This window comes from Rhodocytophaga aerolata, assembly GCF_030503435.1.
Classification (GTDB): Bacteria; Bacteroidota; Bacteroidia; order Cytophagales; family 172606-1; genus Rhodocytophaga; species Rhodocytophaga aerolata.
The window spans coordinates 195,531-217,457 of sequence record NZ_JAUKPO010000012.1; the positions used below are offsets into that span (position 1 = coordinate 195,531).

Below are 21,927 nucleotides of genomic sequence, written 5' to 3' on the forward strand. Positions count from 1 at the left end.
AGTTACTCTTTGGGAAGACTCCTGATAAAAATAATCAGCGAACCTATTAGTGCAATACAAGGCAAAGCTACGGTGAAAGCCGGAAATTTCAATTCCAGCCATTCATCTAATTTTATACCTCCCCAAACAGCAATACCCAAGGTAGCCATCATCTGAAAGCCCAATCCTGAGTATTTTACATAATTATTTAACTGCTTCTTTTTGTTCTTCGGTTCGTCCATTCAATATATGCTCTTTAGACTCTTTGGGAGCATTACCCATTTTAATTGTTCCATTCCATACGGCACCAGCTTCTACTATCAATTTGCCTGTTATGATATCTCCTTTAATATTGGCGGTAGATTTCAGCGTCAGAATATCTGTTACTTCTACGGTGCCGGTTACTTCTCCTGCAATTTCTGCATTCTGAGAGATTATATTTCCTTCAACGAAAGAAGAGTCGCCCAGGGCTATTTTAGATTTAGATTTAATATTGCCAATGATTTTGCCCTCAATTCGCACATTTCCAAACGTTTCAATATTCCCTTCTACCGTAGTGCCCTTCATAATCTGGGTGCTGGAACCACTTAGTTCTGCCTGCTCTCTTTTTGCATCTTTGCCGTTGTTAAACATAACTAGTTAATAATTTATAATGAAACAAATATTTCCGGGTCAATAGGGTTGCTATTGTGCCATAACTCAAAATGTAAGTGCGGGCCTGTGGTCAGTTCGCCGCTATTTCCAATAACTGATATTATTTCTCCGGCCCGTACAAAGCTTCCCATCTTTTTAAGCAGCACAGAATTATGCTTGTATACTGAAATCAAATTTCCCTGGTGTTGCACGGCTATAATATGTCCGCTGTCATTCGTCCAGGAGGAAAGAATTACGGTACCATCGGCTACACACTTTACCGGCTCATCCTTCTTGGCCACAATATCAAGTCCGTAGTGGGCCGCTTTGGCGTCAAACTTCTGTGTAACCATACCTCCATTTATGGGAGAGAATAAAAACATCCGGTACAAATCATCTGATTCATTAACTGATAAGCTATTGGCTACGGAACGTACAGGTACCTTAACTTCAGCTTCCAGAGAAGTTTTGTTTTCAAACTCCTTTCGCAGCTCTGCATCTACTGATGCAATGCTGTCAATATGAGAGGGTTTTGGTTTATCTTTAAGGGTATCTTCCTGCGTACTTTCAGCCAGGTCCTGCTTTAAAAATTTATCGTCTCCATGGAGTACTTTGCTTATGCCGGTTAATGCTTTATCCCGGTATGCCAGCTGATTTTCCAATGAATCTACTACGGCACTTAACTGAATTATTTTCTTATTCAGGACCATCTGGCGGCCAGCCGGATGGAACCATCTGGAAAGTATAGTATTGGAAAGATAAAAGGAAAAAGAGAATAAAAAGATGACGGTAATCGTTATAAAAACAATTATTTTTGCATAGGTAAAGCTAAAGGTAGTTTTTTCAGCAAAGTTTTCCTCATTTCTTACTACCAGCAGATAGCGGTTTGTTAACCAGTCAGAGAATGTTTTTTTACCTTTCAACGTTTACAAATTAAATTGTGTGTCATTCAAAAATAAGGATATACTGGTTACAAAAAATCTTTGGTTTGAATGGTTTAGTAATGTATCGCAGTGTTTACATAGTTCTTTTTGCAAACTGATGAAGCATCTTTCTTTTTCTTACCTATTCCTGTTTCTTCAGATAATTTGTCTGGTTACCTTCTTTGGCTGCTCTCAGGAGAGTACAGGCCTTGTAAGTACAGCGTATCATAATACTACAGCGCATTATAATGCCTATTTTTTGGCCCGCCAGAAGATAAATGAACTAGAAACTACATTATTCAAAAACCGGCAAGATGACTATAACCGGCTATTGGATATTATACAGCCCCTGGATTCCAACATTGCCAAATCGCAGACTGCTGCTTCTGAGTATATCATACAGAAAGCCTCGCTGGCTATACAGCGTCATAAAAACAGCAAATGGGTAGACGACAGCTATTTATTAGTAGGAACTGCCCAGTTTTACCAGATGGATTTCCCCAATGCATTAAAGGCATTTAAATATGTAAATACGATTAGTAAAGGGAAACAAGAGCGGCATCAGGCGTTGATTAATATATTTCGCACATATGTACAAATGCAGGAATACAGCAATGCCAAAGCTGTAGTAAATTTCATTAAGAAAGAGAACCTTTCTAAAGAGAATTTGGCAGAGTTTTATCTGATCCGGGCACAATTACATAAGCAGGAACAAGAATATTTGCAAGCTGCAGGTACGCTTGCACTGGCGGTGCGGTTAATGCCAAAAAATGAGCAGAAAGCGCGTGTACACTTCGTTATGGGGCAAATTTATGAACAGCTTAATAACTCTAAACAAGCTTATAAAAACTTTAGATCTACTTTAAAAAACAATCCATCATACGAGTTATCTTTCTATGCAAAGCTGCATATGCTGCAAAGTTATGAAGTAGGAAAAAACGAAGATGCCAAAAAAGCCCTGGTTTATTTCAAGAAAATGTTGCGGGATGAAAAGAACATAGATTATAAAGACAAAATCTATTATCAGATGGGAATGTATGAAGCCAAACGCAGCAATTTTAAGCAGGCAATTAAGCACCTGCAAACTTCTGTATCTGCCAGCAAAGATGATATTCAAAAGTCATATAGTTATCTAAAATTAGGTGAAATTTATTTCGAAAACTTACAAGACTATGAATTAGCCAAAGCTTACTACGATAGCACCATTCAAGCCCTACCTACCACGGCTGTTAACTACGAAAGTATAGTAAAGCGGCAGCAAGTACTGGACAACTTTGTACAACAGGTTACTACTATTCAGACCGAAGATAGTTTGCAGCGGTTAGCTAAAATGGATACCGCCAGTTTGGATAAATACCTGGATGAGTTATTTGCGAAAGAGGAAGAACAGAGAAAAAAGATAGAAGCAAAGCAAGAAATGGAGAGCATACAGCAAGCTGGTAGCATTTTTGCAAACAATGAACAAACTGCAAACAATAGAAACCGAAATTCCAGCAATGGACAAAATGCCAGATGGTATTTTTATAATGTCGCAGTAGTAAGCCAGGGAGGAACAGCTTTTGCCAGAAAATGGGGTAACCGCCCTTTGGAAGACAACTGGCGGAGATCTGCTAAAGAAGCCTCTGTTGACTTTTCTGAACCTGGGCAACCTGCCACAAGCGATAGTACAGAAAGTACGCCAGTTGTGTCGGTTGAAAATCAGAATGAGGAAAAAAAGCAACAAATCATAGCTTCCTTACCCTCTACGCCGGAAGCCATGGCTGCATCAAATACGAAAATTGAAGAAGCATATTTTAACTTAGGGAAAATTTATAATCTGGAACTGCAGGAACATAAAAATGCTGACTCTGTATTTGTGACCCTGCTGACCAGATTCCCTGATAGTGATTTTGAACCGGAAGCATTGTATTTCTTATATCTTATTCATAAGGAACTGGCACAACCTGAGCAGCAAGAAGCGCACAAAAATACGCTTATAACAAAGCATCCGAATTCTGCTTTTGCTAAGCTTATCAGTAATCCAAATTATGTACAAGAGGGAAATATGGCAGATGCCCAGGTAAAAAACTTGTATTCCAATGCATATCAGTATTACGAAGACCGCAATTATGAAGAGGCGAATAATCTGGTAGATCAGGCAATTCAGCAATATCCGGAAAACAGCCTGACAGAAAGATTACAATTACTGAAAGTATTGATTATTGGCCGGACCCAAAATAAGGAAACCTTTAAAAAAGCACTTACTGGCTTTATGGAGCAGTATCCTTTCAGCAGTCTTATTCCTTATGTAGAAAACATCTTGAGGAATACTGAAACAGTGACAGGTGGGATACAACGGAATAATTAAAAAATAAAAAAAGTATAATATTATAATTTATATGGTTCAACTAGAAAAAGGGAAGTACGGCCGGTTAATTAAAGTTACCTGGATATTCTTCTCAGCTGCCCTGGCATTATTTCTTTTCTATGCATATGCAGTAAGTATCAACTTCATGGGGTTATTTGGGGCACTTCCCGATTTGAAATTTCTGGAGAACCCAAAAAATGACCTGGCCTCTGAGCTATACTCGGCCGATGGTGTGCTGATGGGAAAGTATTTTACAAGCAACCGGTCTCCAGTAGAATATGAACAAATTTCTCCTAATGTCATTAATGCCTTATTAGCTACAGAAGATGCCCGTTTTGAGAAACATTCAGGCATTGATTTTAAAGGAACGTTTGCCATAGCATGGTCTGTACTAACACTTGACCCCAGAGGTTCCAGCACAATTACGCAGCAGTTAGCCAAGAACTTATTTAATACCAGAGGCAAAGACTACAGAGGTTCTTTGGGAGGCGTACCCGGCCTTAATATGCTCATTATTAAAACAAAAGAATGGATAATGGCTATTAAGCTGGAGAAAAATTATACAAAGAAAGAAATTATTAAAATGTATTTGAACACTGTACCCTTTGGAAGTAATGCCTATGGAATTAGTACAGCCGCCAAAACATTTTTTGGAAAGAAAGCCTCTGATTTAACTACAGAAGAAGCTGCCTTGCTGGTGGGTATTGTAAAAGGAACCTCTTATTACAGTCCTATTTACCATCCTAACAGAGCTTTGGAAAGACGAAATGTAGTACTTGGCCAGATGGTGAAGTACGGCTATCTAAGCTCAGATAAATATAGTGAGCTGAAAACGAAGCCTATTGATATGACTAAATATGCAGTGGAAAACCATAATAAAGGTTCTGCTCCGTATTTTAGAGAAGTTATTAGAGGATTTTTATACAAATGGGCTAAAGCTCGTGGTATTGACCTGGACACAGAAGGGTTAAAAATATATACAACCATCGATTCCAAAATGCAGAAGTATGCAGAAGAATCTGTAACTGAAAATATGAAGGATCAGCAAAAGAAATTCTTTGCACACTGGAAAGGCAGAAACCCCTGGATTACGGAAGATTACAAGGAAATTCCCGGATATGTTGAAAGGGAAGCAAAAAAGACAGGTAGATTTAAGCAGCTTAAAAAGCAGTATGAAGATAATGAAGCAGCTATCTGGAAAGAGATGAACCAACCAGTGAAAATGAAAGTATTTTCCTGGAATGGTGAAAAGGATACTACTTTGAGTCCAATGGACTCCATCAGATACTACAAACATTTCCTGCACACTGGCTTTATGTCTATGGACCCTAATACCGGACATGTAAAAGCATGGGTTGGCGGTATAGATTTTAAGCATTTCAAATATGACCATGTCATGCAAGGCAAACGCCAGCCAGGTTCCTCTTTTAAACCTATTGTGTATGCTACTGCTATAGACAATGGATATCATCCATGCCAGGAAGTGTTAGATGCACCAGTAACCTTTGCCAGTGATATTGGAGGTGAACCCTGGACACCCAATAATTCAGATGGCCCTCCGAGTTACGAACGGATGACACTACGCAGAGCAATGGGAAGATCGATTAATACCATCAGTGCTAAACTCATGCAGGAATTTGGCCCCAACCGCGTAGTAGATTATGCCAAACGCTTAGGCATAAAGAGTCCTCTGGAACCGGTGCCTTCCCTTTGTCTGGGTACAAGTCCCGTTTCTGTATATGAATTATTAGGGGCATATAGCACCTTTGTCAATGGAGGTATATGGACTAAGCCTATGTTTATCACACGTATCGAGAACCGGTATGGCGAGGTAATTGAATCTTTTCCTCCTACTACGGTAGAAGCCCTAAGTGAAGAAACCGCTTATTTAATGGTGCATATGCTGCAAGGTGCCTTACAAGAAGAAGGTGGTACCGCACAAGGACTATTCCGTTATAAAATGGCCCGCACCAATGAAATTGGTGGAAAAACTGGTACAACCCAGAATTATTCAGACGGATGGTTTGTAGGTGTGACTCAAGACTTAGTTACAGGAGTATGGGTAGGAGGTGATGATATGAGCATTCACTTCCGGAGTATGTCGCTGGGCCAAGGTGGCCGGATGGCTTTACCAGCTTGGGGTATATACATGGATAAGGTAGCTTCAGACCCTAATTTGGGATTAAAGAACAGCAAGTTCCGCCGTCCAAAAAATCTTCCGGTATCGCTCAATTGTGACGACTACAATACAGTTGCTCCATCGGATTCAACTCAACAGCAATATGTGGCTCCTTCTACCGTGTCTACGGACGAAGGAATTTTATAAAATATACCCTAAACTTTTTAATAGCCCGTAATACATACGGGCTATTTTTGTTAGTAAATACCACAAAATGGATATATTTTTTATGGACTTAGCAACAGGCTGCGTTTATTATTAGTTTACAGGATTAACACTAATATCCAATACCACCTACTATGGAATCGTCATTTAATTATAAAGACTATATTTCTCATTTGCCCGAAAGTCCTGGTTCCTACCGCTTTTTTAATAAAGAAGGTGAGCTGATTTACGTGGGAAAGGCAAAAAATCTTAAACACCGCGTAAGCAGTTATTTTAACAAATCTGTTGACGACCGCAAAACACGTAGATTAGTAAGTCAAATCCAACGGATTGAATTTACTATTGTAAATACTGAATTTGATGCGTTGTTGCTGGAAAATAGCCTTATAAAAAAATACCAGCCAAAATATAATATTCTATTAAAAGACGATAAAACCTATCCTTTTATCTGTATAACTAAAGAACCTTTTCCCAAATTAATAGCTACCAGGAAAGTAGAAAAAGAATTAGGCACCTTTTATGGTCCATATGCCAGTGTAAAAGGTATGCATACCCTGGTAGAGCTGCTTAGAAAGCTATATACAATACGAACCTGTAACCTACACCTAACAGAAAAAAATATAACGGCTGGTAAGTTTAAAGTTTGCTTGGAGTATCATTTGGGCAATTGCAAAGGGCCTTGCGAAGGCCTGTTCAGCTCAGAAGAACATAACCGTAATATAGAGCAGATACATCATATTCTGAAGGGAAATATTTCTCCGGCCATTCAGTATTTCCGCAACAAAATGGCAGAGGCTGCCGAACAACTGGCTTTTGAAAAAGCACAAGAATACAAGGTAAAACTAGATCTTTTGAGCAACTTTCAGAGTAAATCGCTGGTAGTTAATCCTAATATTTCAGATGTAGATGTCTTCTCTTTATTATCAGATGAAAAATGTGCATATATCAATTTTTTGCGGGTAGTGAACGGCACTATTGTTCAAACAAAAACTACGAGTGTAAAAAAGAAATTAGACGAACAAGACAGTGATATTCTTACCATGATGATTGTAGATATCCGCGATGAATTTGGTAGCTATTCTAAAGAAGTAATAACTAACATACCATTAAGCACACCACTTGAGGGCATTCATCATCATATCCCTCAGATTGGTGATAAAAAGAAACTACTTGAACTATCGCTTAAAAATGTACTATATCTGAAAAAAGAATCTGCCGATAAACAATCTAATCTGGCAGAAAAGGACAGGGAAAAACGTGTGTTGTTAAAGCTTCAACAGGATTTACAATTAAAAACAATTCCACTACACATTGAGTGTTTTGATAATTCCAATTTACAAGGTACCAATCCAGTTTCTTCGATGGTATGTTTCCGGAACGGAATAGCTGCCAAGCGGGATTACCGTCATTATAACATAAAAACTGTAGTTGGGCCTGATGATTTTGCGTCCATGCATGAGGTAGTTTTCCGGCGATACCGCAGACTATTAGATGAAAATGCCAGCCTACCTGATTTAATAGTTATTGATGGTGGTAAAGGTCAGCTAAGCGCTGCCTGCAAAGCTTTAAAAGAATTGAGTTTATATGGTGAAATCCCTATTATAGGAATAGCTAAACGGTTAGAAGAAATATACTTTCCAGAAGATAGTATTCCTATCCATATAGACAAAAAATCTGAATCGCTGATGTTGTTACAAAGAATCAGGGATGAAGCACACCGGTTTGCTATAACTTTTCACCGGGATAAACGCAGCAAGAACAACTTAAAAAGTAAGCTTGAAGACATACCTGGCATTGGTAAAGAAACTTCTGCTAAACTATTAAAAACATATAAATCTGTAAAGAAGATAAAAGAGGCCGATTTAGAAGAAGTAGCTAAGCTTATAGGTAAAGAAAAGGCTACTACGCTTAGAAACTACCTTACTCAATAAAAAAGGAGATAATTGCTTATCTCCTTTTTTATTTATATATCTTATTCTATTAGAATTCCCACAGATTGTGTTCAAATTCCATTAGTTGTTGTCTGATCCAGTCTGAAGCTAACAAACCTTTTCTGTCACCATCATAGGTTTGAACCAAAAATTCATCATTTGGATTAGAAATTTTAACAATTCTTCCGGAGAATAATCTTAAATCAAAAGCGTCTGATAAATTTTTGTGTGCTGCATTATTCTGAGCATTGAAATAGATAGCATTTGGATTATTTTTAAATATTCTTTGCAAATCCTTATATCTAAAACTAGCCACTGGTTTATCAACACCGGCATCTCCGTTTTTATCAGCGGGCAGAATAATAGTTAAGGACTGTATGTCAAAATAAAGTCTGGAACGCTCTTTGTCAAAAATCACGTCTTCTTTTAATTCAAGCTGTGTAAATACGTTTGGCGGATATTCCTGAGCTCCTCCACCAGAAGTCAAAGCAGTAATTTGTGCCTGCTTTTCAGCTTTTGTCAAGAACGGATCGTCTTGAATTCTTTTTGTTTCAGCAGCTACTTCATCCTGAGTCATTTTACTGGCAGAAGCGCTCACATTAGTAATAAACTCTTCTATGCTTAGTTTGGTAACTACAGAATCTGTTTTGTAAGGTGTTAACAAACCTGCTTTAACAGCTTCAAATATAAACTTTGTAATTTCATTATTAACAGCCATAAATGGCTTATTTTGCTTTTCGCGTAGGTCTATACTTTCCCAGATTGTCTTTTTAAACATGACATCAGATTCATGTATAGGCCTTACAGACAAAGGGTTATACCCTCTAGTATCAGCTTCCTGAGCTACACTTGTAGTATATACACCTAAAGCACATACACAAGAAAGAATTATTTTATCAAATCTGAGCATATTTCTGTATAGGTTAACTTATATTTTGGTGATTTGTAGAAATGCAGACAACTAATTAAGCTAGTTGCCTGCATTCAAAATCATTATTGTAAAGGAATGTTTATGTAATTACTACCTGCAGGTGCAGACTCAACAATTTGTCCTTTGAAGTTCATCCGCTGAACGCTCTTTATCTGAACAAGAAGTCTGTCGCCTGGCTGAGCTTGTGAAATTAAAGAACCTATATTTGCTACGTTTCCGCTAGAGGCTACAGCTGGAGAAGCACGTTTACCTTTTACTAAGAATACATCGAAAGACGCTACTCTGAACTGGGCATCTTTAGGCAAAAAGCTTCTGAAACCTTCTTCTGCTAAAGCTCTTAACTCTAGTTTATTAGGATAAGGAGCAGCAGCACCTAATTTCAGGTCTATTTCTTTGGCATTGGCAAAAGCTGCTACGGTTGGTCTTGGCACTGGACGTACTTTAAATTTCTCTGAACCAATCATATTACCATTGCTGCTTACATTCAAGGTAACATCGTTGATGCCAGTTGGTACAACAGTAACATCGCCTTTGTTAGCACCTTGTATGAAGTTAGCGCCTGCACCTGAGAATACAGGTGAATAAGTAGCACCTAAAGCTGGTACGGATACTTTTAATTCGTTACCGCAGTTCACATATAAAGCTTGTACAGAAGCAGACTGAATTTGAATTACTGGCTTAGCTACAATGTATTCTTCAGTGTGCGTAAATGTAGTATCTCCACCACCTTGTTTAGGTATTCTGATCTGACCTGTCCAGGTCTTTTTCAAATTACCATCTTTATCATAATTACCACCTTGTGCCACAAACTCAACGGTACCCATACCATTTGATACTGGGATATTTTGTCCGTTATAGCTCATAGTGGGAGTAATATTTGAAGAAGAAGCAGCTAAGAACATTTCAGCTTTGTATTTAGTACCGGCAGCAACCACTTTAGCTTCCGGACGAACCATCGCTACAATTTTATCTAATTTAACTGCTACGGCATTTACATCTTCAGCGATCTTCGCTAGAATAGCTGATTCGTACCTGGAGATTTCATTTTGCTTCTGACTTAGCACAGCTAAACCTGCAACCATTGGAGTCTGAGCAAAATTCAATTCTGCGAAATCTTTATTTCTTTGAGCGGGATCTTTAGCGAGAGCAGGAACATCTTTTGCATCAAGCGCAAGCGGCGGGATTTGTGTACCACTTAACTGGCTCAATTCAGCAGCAAATTTATTTAACCGCTCTTTCACTTCGTAAGCTTTGCCATTCTTGTTAGGGCCTACCATTAAAGACTCCATTTGTGTTTCAGCACTAGGATTAGCATAGGTGCCATCTTCTTTTATACCATCTGCAGCCTTTACCATTTCCTGCTTTACACCTTCAATATAGGCAATCATTTCTGCAGTTTTAGCCTTTACACTCTCTGCCTTACTCAACAAGTTCTTGTTTTTCTGGCTAGGGTCTTCAGTAACTGCTTTTTGTATACCTGCAATCCGCAGGTCATTTGCTGCGCGTGCATCACTAAATGCACCTTCTAAGCTTTTATTAATCAAATCAAATTTATTGATGATTTCAGAACTCACCTGTAAGGCGAGCAGGGCAGTCAATACCAGGTACATCATCCCGATCATCTTCTGCCTTGGCGTTTCTTTTCCTCCGGCCATATTTTTATCTTAAATTCTTTTACCTTGTTTAACACTATAAAATATATAACCCTTTGCTTATTGACCTTTCATAGCAGATAACATGCTGCCATAAACCTTGTTCAATGAAGTTAAGTTAGTAGTAAGTTTAGACAACTCACCTTTAAATTGCTGTGTATCTTTGCTGGCATCTGTCATATTCTCCATAGCGGCAGTTAAGCTACCATAGAAAGAATTCATAGCTTTCAAATGCTTGCTGGTATCTTGCAATTCCAGTTCATACATGGCGTTCAATGCACTCATATTTTTGGTGATAGACTGAACCTGTGCATGATAAGCTTTGATGTCCTGAGAAGCAGTTGGCAAATCAGAAGTAGCACTTACAACATTAGCAAGTGATTTATTCAGCTGTATTACTGAATCAGAAGCCACTTTTACGTTCTTAGCATACTCTGTAGTTGCTACAGATGCATCTGCTAAAGTTGTAATTTTGCTTACAGAATCAGATAAGCCTTTCATGCTGCTACCTAAATTGTTTACCAGTTCAGCTGTAATTGGTTTAAAAATATTTGGATCTGGCAACACAGCGGCATGTCCGTTAGATTCTTTACGTACTGGTAAAGCACCTTTGTAATCGTCAGCAAGTTCAGGGTATACTCTTGTCCAATCTGGTTCGTGGGCTTGAGGTGCAAATGCACTCATAAAGAATATAAAAGCTTCTGTACTCAGACCTACAATCAGCATAAAGTTTGCTCCTGGCCAGTGCATAATTTTAAACATCGCACCAACGATAACGACTGCAGCACCTATACCATAAATAAATGGCATCAGTTTGTTAAAAACCAAATCTGCTGATCCACCTTTTCCTTTTTTAGCACTCATTTTAGTAATTGTTTAATTGTTGTTGTTTAGAATTGATAATTGTTTAACGATTGGTAATTAAGTTTAATTCAGATTATTTTCCTGTCAATGAGTTTTTTTATATAATGTAACCTGTTTGTTTATTCATTAAAATTCGCGTCCAGATGACCGTCCTAGGTAAGTCATGGCACATCTGAATCCGATATAGGCTTTGGTAGTATCTTGATATTCGAACGTACGGGTTCCTGTTTCCAGGTAATAGGCTACATCTTTCCATGAGCCACCTCTTACAACTTTGCGGGGTTCATTATCGTCGTTGTAAGTAGGATTAAGGTCCCAGGTTACAGCTGCTGCAGCAGGGTTATAAGCATCTTCTGTCCATTCAGCCACATTCCCAGACATATCATACAAACCATAGTCATTAGAAAAGTAGGAAGCTACTGGCGCTGTGTACATGTATCCATCGTTGTAGTAATTGCCTCTGCCTGGCTTAAAGTTAGCAAGCAAACAGCCTAATGTATTTGTCAGGTATGGATTACCCCATGGATACTTAGCCATGTCTCTGCCGCCACGGGCTGCATATTCCCACTCAGCTTCAGATGGTAGCCGGAAGTTTGGCATGGCAAAGTCTCCCTGGCCGGCTCTATAAGTATTAAGGTATTTTGTGCGCCATTCGCAGAAGTATTTAGCAGCCCACCAGTCTACGCCTACTACTGGATAATCATCAAATGCAGGGTGCATATAATAATATTCCATCATAGGGTCTCCCATATGGTGAGCAAAGTCTTTTACCCATACAGTTGTGTCAGGATAGAGCTCCTTCATGATGTAGTCCTCCCCTAACACTGATACAGAGTCTGTCAACATAATGTTGATAAACTGCCTGTATTCATTATTGGTGATTTCAGTATCATCCATATAAAAGCCACCGATGGTAATCTGCCTGTTCATGTTAATCTGTGTAGCAGGAACATCTTCGTCGGCCTGGCCCATATGAAACACACCTGAAGGTACTAAGACCATACCATACGGAATTACTTGTTTCCATCCTTCTCTTCCTTGCACACCAACTAATTCGCCTTGGTCGTCGCCTCTTCCTCTCTTGCCTAAAAGACCACAGCCTTGCAGGAATAAAGGAACTACTGCTAGCAAGCAATAGATTACTCTCAAATTCATTTTATTCATAACACCTTTAACTTAATTGTTTTTGTCTGTTTTTGTATTTTGTTTTGAATTGATAGAAACGACATTACAAATTTATCAGTTCGTGCAATCTTCATTCAGCAAAGATACCTTAAATTTACACATTGTAATGTTTATATAAGAAAACGATAATTGTTTGTGTATATTTTCAATCAAATAAGCTGGCAGATAATTTTGTTGATTTTTCTTAACTTTTAATGCCTGAATCGTGGGGTACGAATAATAGGCTTTGTTCTGGGAGGCTCTACGGGGATTCTGTAGGATAACATTACTTCATTAGAGGTGGGTCTTTTTAATTCCCTTGCTTTAATAATATAGTCAAAAGCATAGCCTAATCTAAGAGAGTTGTCTTTTAGCAAACTCATACCTAATATAATTATGGCTGCGTCTCCCTGCCTGAATGATAATCCTCCTGAGAATTTCTCATTGTATGTGGCTATAGCACTCACTTCCACTGAATAAGTATTTAAATCTGATTTGAATAATACAGAAGGCGAAAGTACCATATTATATGTAATATCATAATCATATCCGGCAGTAAAGGATAAATTATTTTGCAGAGGATTTTTTAGGGAATCAGAGCCAAAATTAAATTCCGATTTGATCAAGTGATTCATACTAATTCCTGCATAATATTTTTCTGCCCTATAGAAAACACCTGCGGCAATATCGGGTCTGATTTGAAACTCTTTTCCACTTTGCAGCAGATTGTCATCGGGGTTAATAGCCCTGTACAAATCAAAGTTTAATGTCTGAGAAAACATCCCGCCTCTTACACCTAATGAAAGTTTACCATTCTTTACCGGAAAATGATACGCATACGATACTTGAGCTTCCAGATTAGTTAAAGGCCCCAACCGATCGTTCACTACATGAAAGCCTACACCACTTTTAGCCCGCAGAATAGGTGTGGTAGCACTAAATACCTGTGTAATGGGAGCAGTGCCATCATCGAATGAAGCCTGATAGGCAGTCCATTGAGAACGGTGGATTAATTGAAATCTCGTTTGGCCTTCTATACCGGCATAGGCAGGATTCAAAAATAGAGTATTGTACATATACTGGCTAAACTGAGCATCTTGCTGAGCATAGGAAGGAATGGCAATAAAGGCGGCAAAAAGTATAGCTGAATAACAAATAAGTTTAATTGTACTCATAGCAAGTATAAAGATTCAGCTATAAATATAACAATTTGAAGTTAATCTGGTAAAATTTGACAAGATTATTTATAGAACGATACTTATAAAAGAATGTTTTATAAGGAAATCAAAGAATTATTTACAGATATGGATCAAATTATTACGCCTGAATTATACTCCTGTGTCAGTTAGTAATTTTGTTAGCTTTTCTAATATACATCTCTAGGGCGCCGGTCATAGAGGGTGCATTGGGTAATGGGGCTTCTATATCAAGAATTAATCCGGCGTCACGTACAGCCTTAGCTGTGGTAGGTCCAAAAGCAGCTATACGCGTTTTATTTTGTTTGAAATCAGGGAAATTTGCGTATAGAGAAGTAATGCCTGAGGGACTAAAAAAAGCAATTATATCATAATTGACTTCAGCTAAATCCGACAAATCACTGGCAACTGTTTCGTACAGTACCGCTTCTGTTAAATTTAATCCGTTAATATCCATAAATTCAGGGATATCATTTCTACGGATATTAGAGCAGGGAAACAGAAACTTTTCATTTTTATGTTTCCGCAACAGTTCCAGCATGTCGGCAGCCGTCTTGGTACCAGTAAAAATCTTTCTCTTTCTTACGACTATATATTTTTGCAGATAATGTGCTGTTTGTTCAGAAATACAAAAGTATTTCATATCTGCCGGAACTTCTATTTTGCTTTCATTACAGATCCTGAAAAAGTGATCTACGGCGTTGCGGCTGGTAAAAATAACAGCTGTATGATCTAGAATATTGATTTTTTGCTTCCGGAATTCTTTTAAAGGAACAGGATCTATTTGTATAAAAGGCCTGAAGTCTACTTTTATATCATACTTTTCTGCTAGTTCAAAGTATGGTGATTTTTCATCGGCAGGTCTGGGTTGGGTAACCAGAATACTGGACACTTTATGGAATCTGTCCTGGGCATCGATTGTCTCTGCTACACTCATTCTATCTTTCCTAAAAATATTTATTTGATAAACAAAAATTATTTACCTATCAATACTTTAATACCTATCAATAAAGGGGTTAATTCAGTGGCGCAAAGATATGAAAATAAATAAAGATTTTTTACTGATGTTAATTTATTTAAGGCAAAATTTATGATGAACAGTCTGGCAAAATTAAAGATAATTATAATTAGAATGACTTCTTCAATAGCTGCTGGCAGCAAAGCCGGGTAGGATATATAGATTACAAACACTCCGGCCACGAGTATAGTATAGAACACTCTTGAGTAAAGTAAATATTCAAAAAAATGCAGGTGTACTACTTTCGATAAATTAAACAAGTTACCCAACAGAGATGTAAAAATATATTTACCTAGTATTAAGCCAAATACAATAATAGTAGCAACGAAAAAGTAAGCAAACAAATCAAAGAAAGATACAGCTGCCTGCAGGTAACGGTCATTCAAGGCTAATTCTCCTGAACTTTTCTGTATAATCATATACAAAAAGCTTAGAAGCATGCTGTGAGCGAAAATAAACAGCATACTAATTCTGCTTAGCGGGCGGCTAATAAATACAGTATCTTCTTTGAAAGAGAGAGAGAACAGGTATTTTATACTATAAAAACTATTAAACGCTTTGGGATGGTAGTTCCATAAAAAGGCATATAAAGAAACAATAAGCAGGGCAGATAAAATAATAAAATTGCTTAACCCGCTACGGTTAACAGGTTTTAATGGGGCCAGATCTTTTTGGCCGTTTATGTCGGCAGCTGCTGCGGCTGATACTTTACGTACCATAGCCGCCGAAGGCAATAGTGTATGACCTGCTTGATTGTATAATGAAATAAGTATAACAGACTTCTGATGTGTATTTTTTAAGCTATCTATATTTAGTAGCACTTGTTGATTAGGAGCAATAGGTTTATATAGCTGCGCTTGAATAAACAAATAAGCCTCCTGTTTGGCAGTGAGCTGCAAAATATATCCTTTATAGGAGTCCAGATTCAGTTCCAGATATAGTGCGGCTGGCGTGCCATGCATTTGCTTCAGAAATGGCACATAGCTTTTATACTCTTTATCGTATACTAGCCACTGCTCTTCCAGGTTTTGTACTGTCTGATAAGCATTTGTTGGCTGCTCATCCGCGAAAACAGCGGTTATCCCCGATAAAAGGAACAAAGCAATGCCCAGTAAATAGGTAATACCATTTTTCATCTACCCTGATACTCGTCTAAATTTCATCAGAAACTCCAGCATAAAACTGAAGATTACAGACATAGTAATTAATATAAACAATAAGTAATTAGAACCTAGTTCCTGAAAACTTACCACAAACACAACAGCTAGCAGGTTCACAATCCCTAATGTACATACAGTTCCTATTTGAGAGAATCCTAAAGCAACTAATTTATGATGTATGTGATTTTTATCTGGAGTAAACGGTGAAATTCCTTTGACCAAGCGGATAATAGTTACCCGGAGTGTATCCCAAATAGGGATAATGAGTATACCTATTGCAACGGATGGCGTAGCTTCTAATGGACGCATTTCTACAAATTGAATAGCCAACACCGCTATGATAAAGCCGCAGATCAATGAACCCGCATCGCCCATAAATATAATGGCTTTATGAAAATTATACCGCAGAAAACCTAATATCCCCCCCATCAAGCATAAAGATACATCGGCATACGTACCAAACCGTTGCCCTCCATATAGAATAAAATAGCTGCCAAAAATGGCCGATATAATTACTATAATGGTTCCTGCCAGTCCATCCAAACCATCTATAAGATTTAATGCATTGGTAATCCCTATAATTACCAAAATAGTAAATCCATAACTAATTCCATCCTCAAGATCGTATATTCCAAACAAGCCCTGAAAACTGGTTATGCGGATATCTGCCATAAATACAACAATACCTGCAGCCAGTATTTGAACAAAAAATTTCTTGAATGCAGAAACTGTTACAATGTCATCCTTTAACCCTATGAAAAATAACACAATACAGCCAGCCATTAGCTGTTGTACACCATAGTCCATTCTTCCGAAAATACTTAAGGCAGATAAAAATCCGCTGAATATAGCTAAGCCTCCTAAGCGTGGCGTCAAAAAGGCATGTATTGTTCTCCCATTGGGTTCATTCAACAGATTTTTGGAGTGTGCTATATGAATTATGGAAGGGATAGCAAAAACCGAAATCAGAAAAGCCCACAGAAAAGGTAAAACAAGGGCAGGAATGGTATTCAAAGAGTTAAGGAATAAGGGTTGTTAACTTCTAAAATATGACGAAAAAAGATTGTTTTCCAGAAAAGCTAATTCTATTGCTATACAAATATATAATTTTTAAATGACTCTATTAAAATCTGCTCGTAAATCCAAAATGTATCTTGGAAAAGTTGAGGGCAAATTTACGTTCGTCTGACTGGCTTAGTGAATAAACCAAACTAAAAATACCTGAGTTAGTGCTAAAACTTACACCAACGCCTGTACCTGAAGGAAAATCTGGTTTACTTTTACTGTAGGTAGAAATGTCTACATACCCCTGGTCATAGAACAAAAATATGTAGGAAGTAGCTTCCATAAAAAACCGGTATTCGGCTGTGGCTATACCATAGCCTGAGGCAAAAAAGAAATTTTCGTTAAACCCACGCAAACTAGTAAGTCCTCCTACTCTGAATAAATCATTTCTGAATAAATAGGGGTTCATTACTTTACCGCCTTCCAGCCGTGCTAGTAACACCGAACGGGGGGATAGCTTAAAATAGTTAGCCATATGCCCTTTAATGGAAAATTGCACGGAGGTGATATCCACACCGTCATACAACGTTTGTTCCAGAAATGGATTTTTCAATATTCTCTTATTCCCTGCAGACCCATCAACCGATAAATTGAAGCCGCGACTAGGATAAAAATAATTATCCAAATTGTTCCAGGTATAGCCAGCTCCATAATATAGTAGATTAAAATCGGAGAACTGGGGTAGTATCTCTGATGTCTTATATTGAGCATTGTTACCGAGCCTGGATGTTTTCAAGCCGGAATAAAATTGTACTTTACCAGCCATGCCTGTATGAAAAGCGATGGACAGTTGACGATTGATAGAAAGAAAGGTGCTGTCTTCTTTTAACAGATCAAAGTTGGCACTAAGTATTAAGGGTGTATTGAATAAAGCAGGGTGTTCATAGGCCATATTCAACCGTGGCGATGCTTGCCGTATTTGCTGCCACTTTACTCCTAGAGCTTTACCCGTTCTAAACAAGTTCCGCAACTGCAAATTCAATTCACCGGTAATAAGCAGCTTGTTTTGCCTTTGCTCATTGGGCATAAATCCTATAATACCATCTAGTTCACTGGCCTTACGTTCATCGGCAAAAAATACGGGATAGGCACGGTCGTTTTTAAAAATTACGGAAGCAGGTTTACTGATAGTTAAATATGATGTTTGCCGTAAGAGTTTTTCTGCTCTTGCTAACTTCTGCTGACTGAATGCCTGCCCCTGCCCTATGCGCAAAAAAGCAGCTACATACTTTTGTTTCAAGCGGGCAGTACCCTCCACTATTACTGTATCAAATCGTATAAAAGGGCCTGTTTGGTAGTGAAGACTTGCCGCTATGCTATTATATGCTATTTGAATAGAATCCAGGCGAATGCTTGCAAAAGGGTAGCCTTGGTTTTCTGAATAATCCAAAATTTTTTTCTCCAAAAGAGCCACCTGCTGATAAGAGAACCGTTTGCCAGTATATATTTTTTCCCGGTACCCAACGGCACTTAACATATCTTCACCTACGTTACCAGCTTTCAGAGAGGCCCATTTAAACGGCTCTCCTACATTTACCAACGCTATGACAGTATCTGCTCTAAAAAAAAGGCTATCGGCAGAAGCAAGCAGATACGATTGTTTATGTAAGTGAGCAAGTAACTCCTTTATATAGATAATTACTGAAGCAGAATCTTTGTGTACAGTTTGTAATTTCAACTTACTGAGCACATCTCTGTCCTGTTCTGTAGTTTGTACAGAAAGAAAGAACTTTTTTTGTGCCACAACCCGTTGCACACATACACCATGTGCGACCAGCAATAGCAGAAGTATTCTGATTAGAGATGTAAAGTGCTGTTTGAGAATGATACCTGAAAACGTTATTAGACAAATATACTATCTTTGGTTAAGAGAAGCATCTGTAGCTTTGCTGCATTTTTACTATAAATCTTTCATCTGTTTTGTCTGGCCTATATATACACATCCCCTTCTGCAAGCAAGCTTGCCATTACTGCGATTTTCATTTTAGCACAAATCTTCAAACAAAACAGCCATTAGTTGAGGCTATCTGCAAAGAAATACGTTTGCAGAAGGATTATCTGGAAAATAAAGCTACTCTGCAAACCATCTATTTTGGCGGTGGTACGCCCTCTTTACTTAGCGAATCAGAACTAGATAGTATTTTCCAAACCATCTACACCCATTTTACTGTTGCACCGAAAGCAGAAATTACGCTGGAAGCCAATCCAGATGACTTAACTGCTGAAAAGCTCCGTTTGCTCAGGCAATCACCAGTAAACAGGCTAAGTATTGGCACACAGTCATTTTATGAGCCGCATTTGCGGTATATGAACCGGGCACATCAGGTACAGGAAGCAATAGATAGTATTAAACAGGCCCAGGATGCAGGATTTTCTAATATTAGCATAGACCTGATTTATGGTATTCCGCATCCGGATCATTCCATCTGGGAAAATGATTTACGCACAGCCATCAACTTACAAATACAACACATTTCTGCCTATTGTCTGACTATTGAACCCGGTACAGCTTTTGGAAACTGGCTACAGAAAGGAAAAATAAAACAGGTGGAGGAAGAATTCAGCATTGAACAATTTTCTATGTTAATTCACACCCTGGCCGCAGCCGGTTTTGAGCAGTACGAAATATCAAACTTTGCCCTGCCTGACTATTATTCCAAGCATAACAGCAACTATTGGAAAAAACAAAAATACTTAGGCATAGGCCCTAGTGCTCACTCTTATAATGGCAAAACCAGGCAATACAACATAGCAAACAATATAAAATATATAAAATCTATTGAGAGTGCTACTATTCCTGCAACCGTGGAGGTATTATCGGTACCCGATCATGTAAATGAATATATATTGACTAGCCTGCGCACCAAATGGGGATGTAACTTAAAAGAAATTAAACTTTTGTATGACATAGATTTAAAAGAGAAAAATGAACATTATATAAGCACTCTCCTCAAAAGAAAATTAGTAACATTAGAAGATCATATTTTGAAATTAACTCCATCCGGAAAACTCCTGGCAGATCAGATTGCTTCCGATTTGTTTATCGAATAGCCATCATTTTTTATAGATTTGTTTATGGAACTTAGCTTTGAAATAAAAGGAATAGCCTACCGGTTCGACTCAGCAAAACCGCTGAGTATTGCCCTGCCCTTACGCAACGGAAAAGAAAACCCCAGTTGTTACTATGCTGCCCCCCCTGTTTTTGAAACTATTAGGATGGGAGATTTTACCGGTAGCACAGCAGAAGGCGGCCCGGTAAATCACAAACAGATTAGCTTGGCTCCTCATGGCAATGGCACCCATACCGAATGTTTTGGACATATATCCTCCGAAAACGCTGCTACTATTAATCATTGCCTGCAAGAATATTTATTTATAGCGCAGGTTATTAGCGTTTATCCGGCTAAAAAAGACGAAGATCATAGTATTACCTTGGCAGATGTGGTTAATGCCCTTAATGGTAATACGCCCGAAGCCCTTATTATCCGCACGTTACCAAACGAAGCTTCTAAACAAACTATGCAATATTCGGGTACTAATCCTCCGTACCTGGAACCTGATGTATGCACGTATTTAGCTACTATCGGTGTAAAGCATTTGCTGGTAGATTTACCTTCTATAGATAAAGAAATAGATGGGGGCGTTTTGCTGGCACACAAAAACTTCTGGCAATATCCATTATCCATCAGAAAAGATTGTACTATCACAGAATTAGCGTATATTTCCAATTATATTTCAGATGGTATCTATTTATTAAATTTACAGATTCTGAATATTGACTTAGATGCCAGCCCTAGTCAACCCGTATTATATAAAGTAACGCTGCAAGAATAAACAAGCAATCTCTGATTTTCTGTTCTCAGAGATTAAAATTATATTTATATGCAAACTGATGCTTACTACATGACAAGTGATCATAAAAAAGCTTTTTTGCTTCTAAAGTCAGTTATCTTTCACTACCACGGACTGGACGAAAGTGAACAAGAGTTGCTGAACGAAACGGCCGATAAACTGGATGCACATGAAGAGTTGCAATGGGTAACCGAATTTATAACGTCTGATACACTTTCAGCCTTTGAACGGGCAAGAGAATACCTCAATGGCTTGGCAACCAATTGGGATAACGCTACCAAACTCTCTTATCTGAGTATTGTGTGGGAAGCAACTAATAAGAAAGGCTACATTACCGAGATGGAAGCCACGGCTATGTTTAAACTAGCGAAAGACTGGCATATTCAGAAAGAGTTAATTGCCTTGGTGCGTAAAAAATAAATATTTCTGATTTTCATACCTAGTCTACAATTTTGCCGGCTAATAAAAAGCATCTTCTATATGTAGAATCTGTGGCGGGTTTTGTGAATGAATGGCGATAATATCAAAGCGTATGTCATGAAACCAGCCTACTTGTTTTACATATTCCTCGGCTCCGGCCAGTATTACCCGTATTTTGTTTTTACTTACTGCTTCTTCCGGTTCCCCAAATTCCAAGTTAGTACGAGTTTTCACTTCCACAAAAACAAGTAATTTGTCTTTCCGGACTATAAGATCTATCTCTGCTTTTTTATAACGGAAATTCTTCTCTAAAATAGTATAGCCTTTCTCTACCAGAAAATCTGCTGCCCGCTGCTCACCGTATCGGCCGGTTAAATGATTTTTGTACATAATTTAACGTGAACTATGGATTAGTAAAAGCATAAAGGGCTCAAAATGAATTAGCTTT

The 21,927-nt window shown here is 38.1% G+C and carries 19 protein-coding genes; 6 read left to right on the forward strand and 13 right to left on the reverse strand.

All coding sequences use genetic code 11. From position 1 onward, the window contains the following. Window positions 1-2: 2 nt before the first annotated feature. The 3 genes from Q0590_RS20110 to Q0590_RS20120 are packed head-to-tail and all read right to left on the reverse strand — an operon-like array spanning window position 3 to window position 1,535. On the reverse strand, window positions 3-221 hold the full coding sequence (locus tag Q0590_RS20110; protein WP_302039393.1) for an AtpZ/AtpI family protein: 219 nt from the start codon (window positions 219-221) through the stop codon (window positions 3-5). Beyond that, window positions 184-612 (reverse strand): bactofilin family protein, encoded by a 429-nt coding sequence (locus Q0590_RS20115; RefSeq protein ID WP_302039394.1) that lies wholly within the window; start codon window positions 610-612, stop codon window positions 184-186. Before Q0590_RS20115 ends, Q0590_RS20110 begins: the two co-directional genes overlap by 38 nt. A 14-nt stretch (window positions 613-626) precedes the next feature. Beyond that, window positions 627-1,535: a M23 family metallopeptidase gene (locus Q0590_RS20120; protein WP_302039395.1), complete on the reverse strand. Its 909-nt coding sequence runs from the start codon at window positions 1,533-1,535 to the stop codon at window positions 627-629. 118 nt (window positions 1,536-1,653) lie between these two features. Here Q0590_RS20120 and porW point away from each other — a divergent pair, with 118 nt between their 5' ends. From porW to uvrC, 3 genes are all read left to right on the forward strand, one after another. After that, on the forward strand, window positions 1,654-3,882 hold the full coding sequence (gene porW / locus Q0590_RS20125) for a type IX secretion system periplasmic lipoprotein PorW/SprE (protein ID WP_302039396.1): 2,229 nt from the start codon (window positions 1,654-1,656) through the stop codon (window positions 3,880-3,882). A 31-nt stretch (window positions 3,883-3,913) separates the two neighbouring features. Next, window positions 3,914-6,208: a penicillin-binding protein 1A gene (locus tag Q0590_RS20130; protein WP_302039397.1), complete on the forward strand. Its 2,295-nt coding sequence runs from the start codon at window positions 3,914-3,916 to the stop codon at window positions 6,206-6,208. Between the two features lie 152 nt (window positions 6,209-6,360). Then, window positions 6,361-8,157 carry an excinuclease ABC subunit UvrC gene (gene uvrC / locus Q0590_RS20135; protein ID WP_302039398.1) on the forward strand — a complete coding sequence of 599 codons (1,797 nt, stop codon included), beginning with the start codon at window positions 6,361-6,363 and terminating at the stop codon, window positions 8,155-8,157. Window positions 8,158-8,206: 49 nt separating this feature from the next. Here uvrC and porN read toward each other — a convergent pair whose 3' ends face one another. From porN to Q0590_RS20180, 9 genes are all read right to left on the reverse strand, one after another. Then, the gene (gene porN, locus Q0590_RS20140) at window positions 8,207-9,067 is read right to left on the reverse strand and encodes a type IX secretion system ring subunit PorN/GldN (RefSeq protein WP_302039399.1); all 861 of its coding nucleotides are present in this window, start codon (window positions 9,065-9,067) and stop codon (window positions 8,207-8,209) included. Window positions 9,068-9,150: 83 nt separating this feature from the next. Then, the gene (gene porM / locus Q0590_RS20145) at window positions 9,151-10,743 is read right to left on the reverse strand and encodes a type IX secretion system motor protein PorM/GldM (protein WP_302039400.1); all 1,593 of its coding nucleotides are present in this window, start codon (window positions 10,741-10,743) and stop codon (window positions 9,151-9,153) included. 57 nt (window positions 10,744-10,800) lie between these two features. Continuing rightward, complete coding sequence (gene porL / locus Q0590_RS20150; RefSeq protein ID WP_302039401.1) at window positions 10,801-11,604, reverse strand: type IX secretion system motor protein PorL/GldL; 804 nt, start codon at window positions 11,602-11,604, stop codon at window positions 10,801-10,803. Between the two features lie 126 nt (window positions 11,605-11,730). Then, entirely contained in the window at window positions 11,731-12,768 is a 1,038-nt protein-coding gene (gene porK, locus Q0590_RS20155) for a T9SS ring complex lipoprotein PorK/GldK (protein ID WP_302039402.1), read from the reverse strand. A 212-nt stretch (window positions 12,769-12,980) separates the two neighbouring features. After that, on the reverse strand, window positions 12,981-13,943 hold the full coding sequence (locus Q0590_RS20160) for a PorP/SprF family type IX secretion system membrane protein (protein WP_302039403.1): 963 nt from the start codon (window positions 13,941-13,943) through the stop codon (window positions 12,981-12,983). 166 nt (window positions 13,944-14,109) lie between these two features. Then, window positions 14,110-14,901 carry a uroporphyrinogen-III synthase gene (locus Q0590_RS20165; RefSeq protein WP_302039404.1) on the reverse strand — a complete coding sequence of 264 codons (792 nt, stop codon included), beginning with the start codon at window positions 14,899-14,901 and terminating at the stop codon, window positions 14,110-14,112. 38 nt (window positions 14,902-14,939) lie between these two features. Next, window positions 14,940-16,118, reverse strand: a complete 1,179-nt coding sequence (locus tag Q0590_RS20170; RefSeq protein ID WP_302039405.1) for a DUF4271 domain-containing protein — start codon at window positions 16,116-16,118, stop codon at window positions 14,940-14,942. Next, window positions 16,119-17,156, reverse strand: a complete 1,038-nt coding sequence (locus tag Q0590_RS20175) for an MraY family glycosyltransferase (RefSeq protein ID WP_302039406.1) — start codon at window positions 17,154-17,156, stop codon at window positions 16,119-16,121. Between the two features lie 109 nt (window positions 17,157-17,265). After that, window positions 17,266-18,987: a BamA/TamA family outer membrane protein gene (locus Q0590_RS20180; protein ID WP_302039407.1), complete on the reverse strand. Its 1,722-nt coding sequence runs from the start codon at window positions 18,985-18,987 to the stop codon at window positions 17,266-17,268. A 140-nt stretch (window positions 18,988-19,127) separates the two neighbouring features. Here Q0590_RS20180 and hemW point away from each other — a divergent pair, with 140 nt between their 5' ends. Genes hemW through Q0590_RS20195 form a run of 3 tightly spaced genes read left to right on the forward strand, consistent with a single transcriptional unit; the run spans window position 19,128 to window position 21,479 of the window. Further along, the gene (gene hemW, locus Q0590_RS20185; RefSeq protein ID WP_302039408.1) at window positions 19,128-20,258 is read left to right on the forward strand and encodes a radical SAM family heme chaperone HemW; all 1,131 of its coding nucleotides are present in this window, start codon (window positions 19,128-19,130) and stop codon (window positions 20,256-20,258) included. A 24-nt stretch (window positions 20,259-20,282) separates the two neighbouring features. After that, window positions 20,283-21,041, forward strand: a complete 759-nt coding sequence (locus tag Q0590_RS20190; protein WP_302039409.1) for a cyclase family protein — start codon at window positions 20,283-20,285, stop codon at window positions 21,039-21,041. Window positions 21,042-21,089: 48 nt separating this feature from the next. Next, entirely contained in the window at window positions 21,090-21,479 is a 390-nt protein-coding gene (locus Q0590_RS20195) for a hypothetical protein (RefSeq protein WP_302039410.1), read from the forward strand. Between the two features lie 39 nt (window positions 21,480-21,518). Here the strand turns inward: Q0590_RS20195 and Q0590_RS20200 are convergent, their stop codons facing one another. Next, complete coding sequence (locus Q0590_RS20200) at window positions 21,519-21,869, reverse strand: YraN family protein (RefSeq protein ID WP_302039411.1); 351 nt, start codon at window positions 21,867-21,869, stop codon at window positions 21,519-21,521. Between the last annotated feature and the right edge of the window lie 58 nt (window positions 21,870-21,927).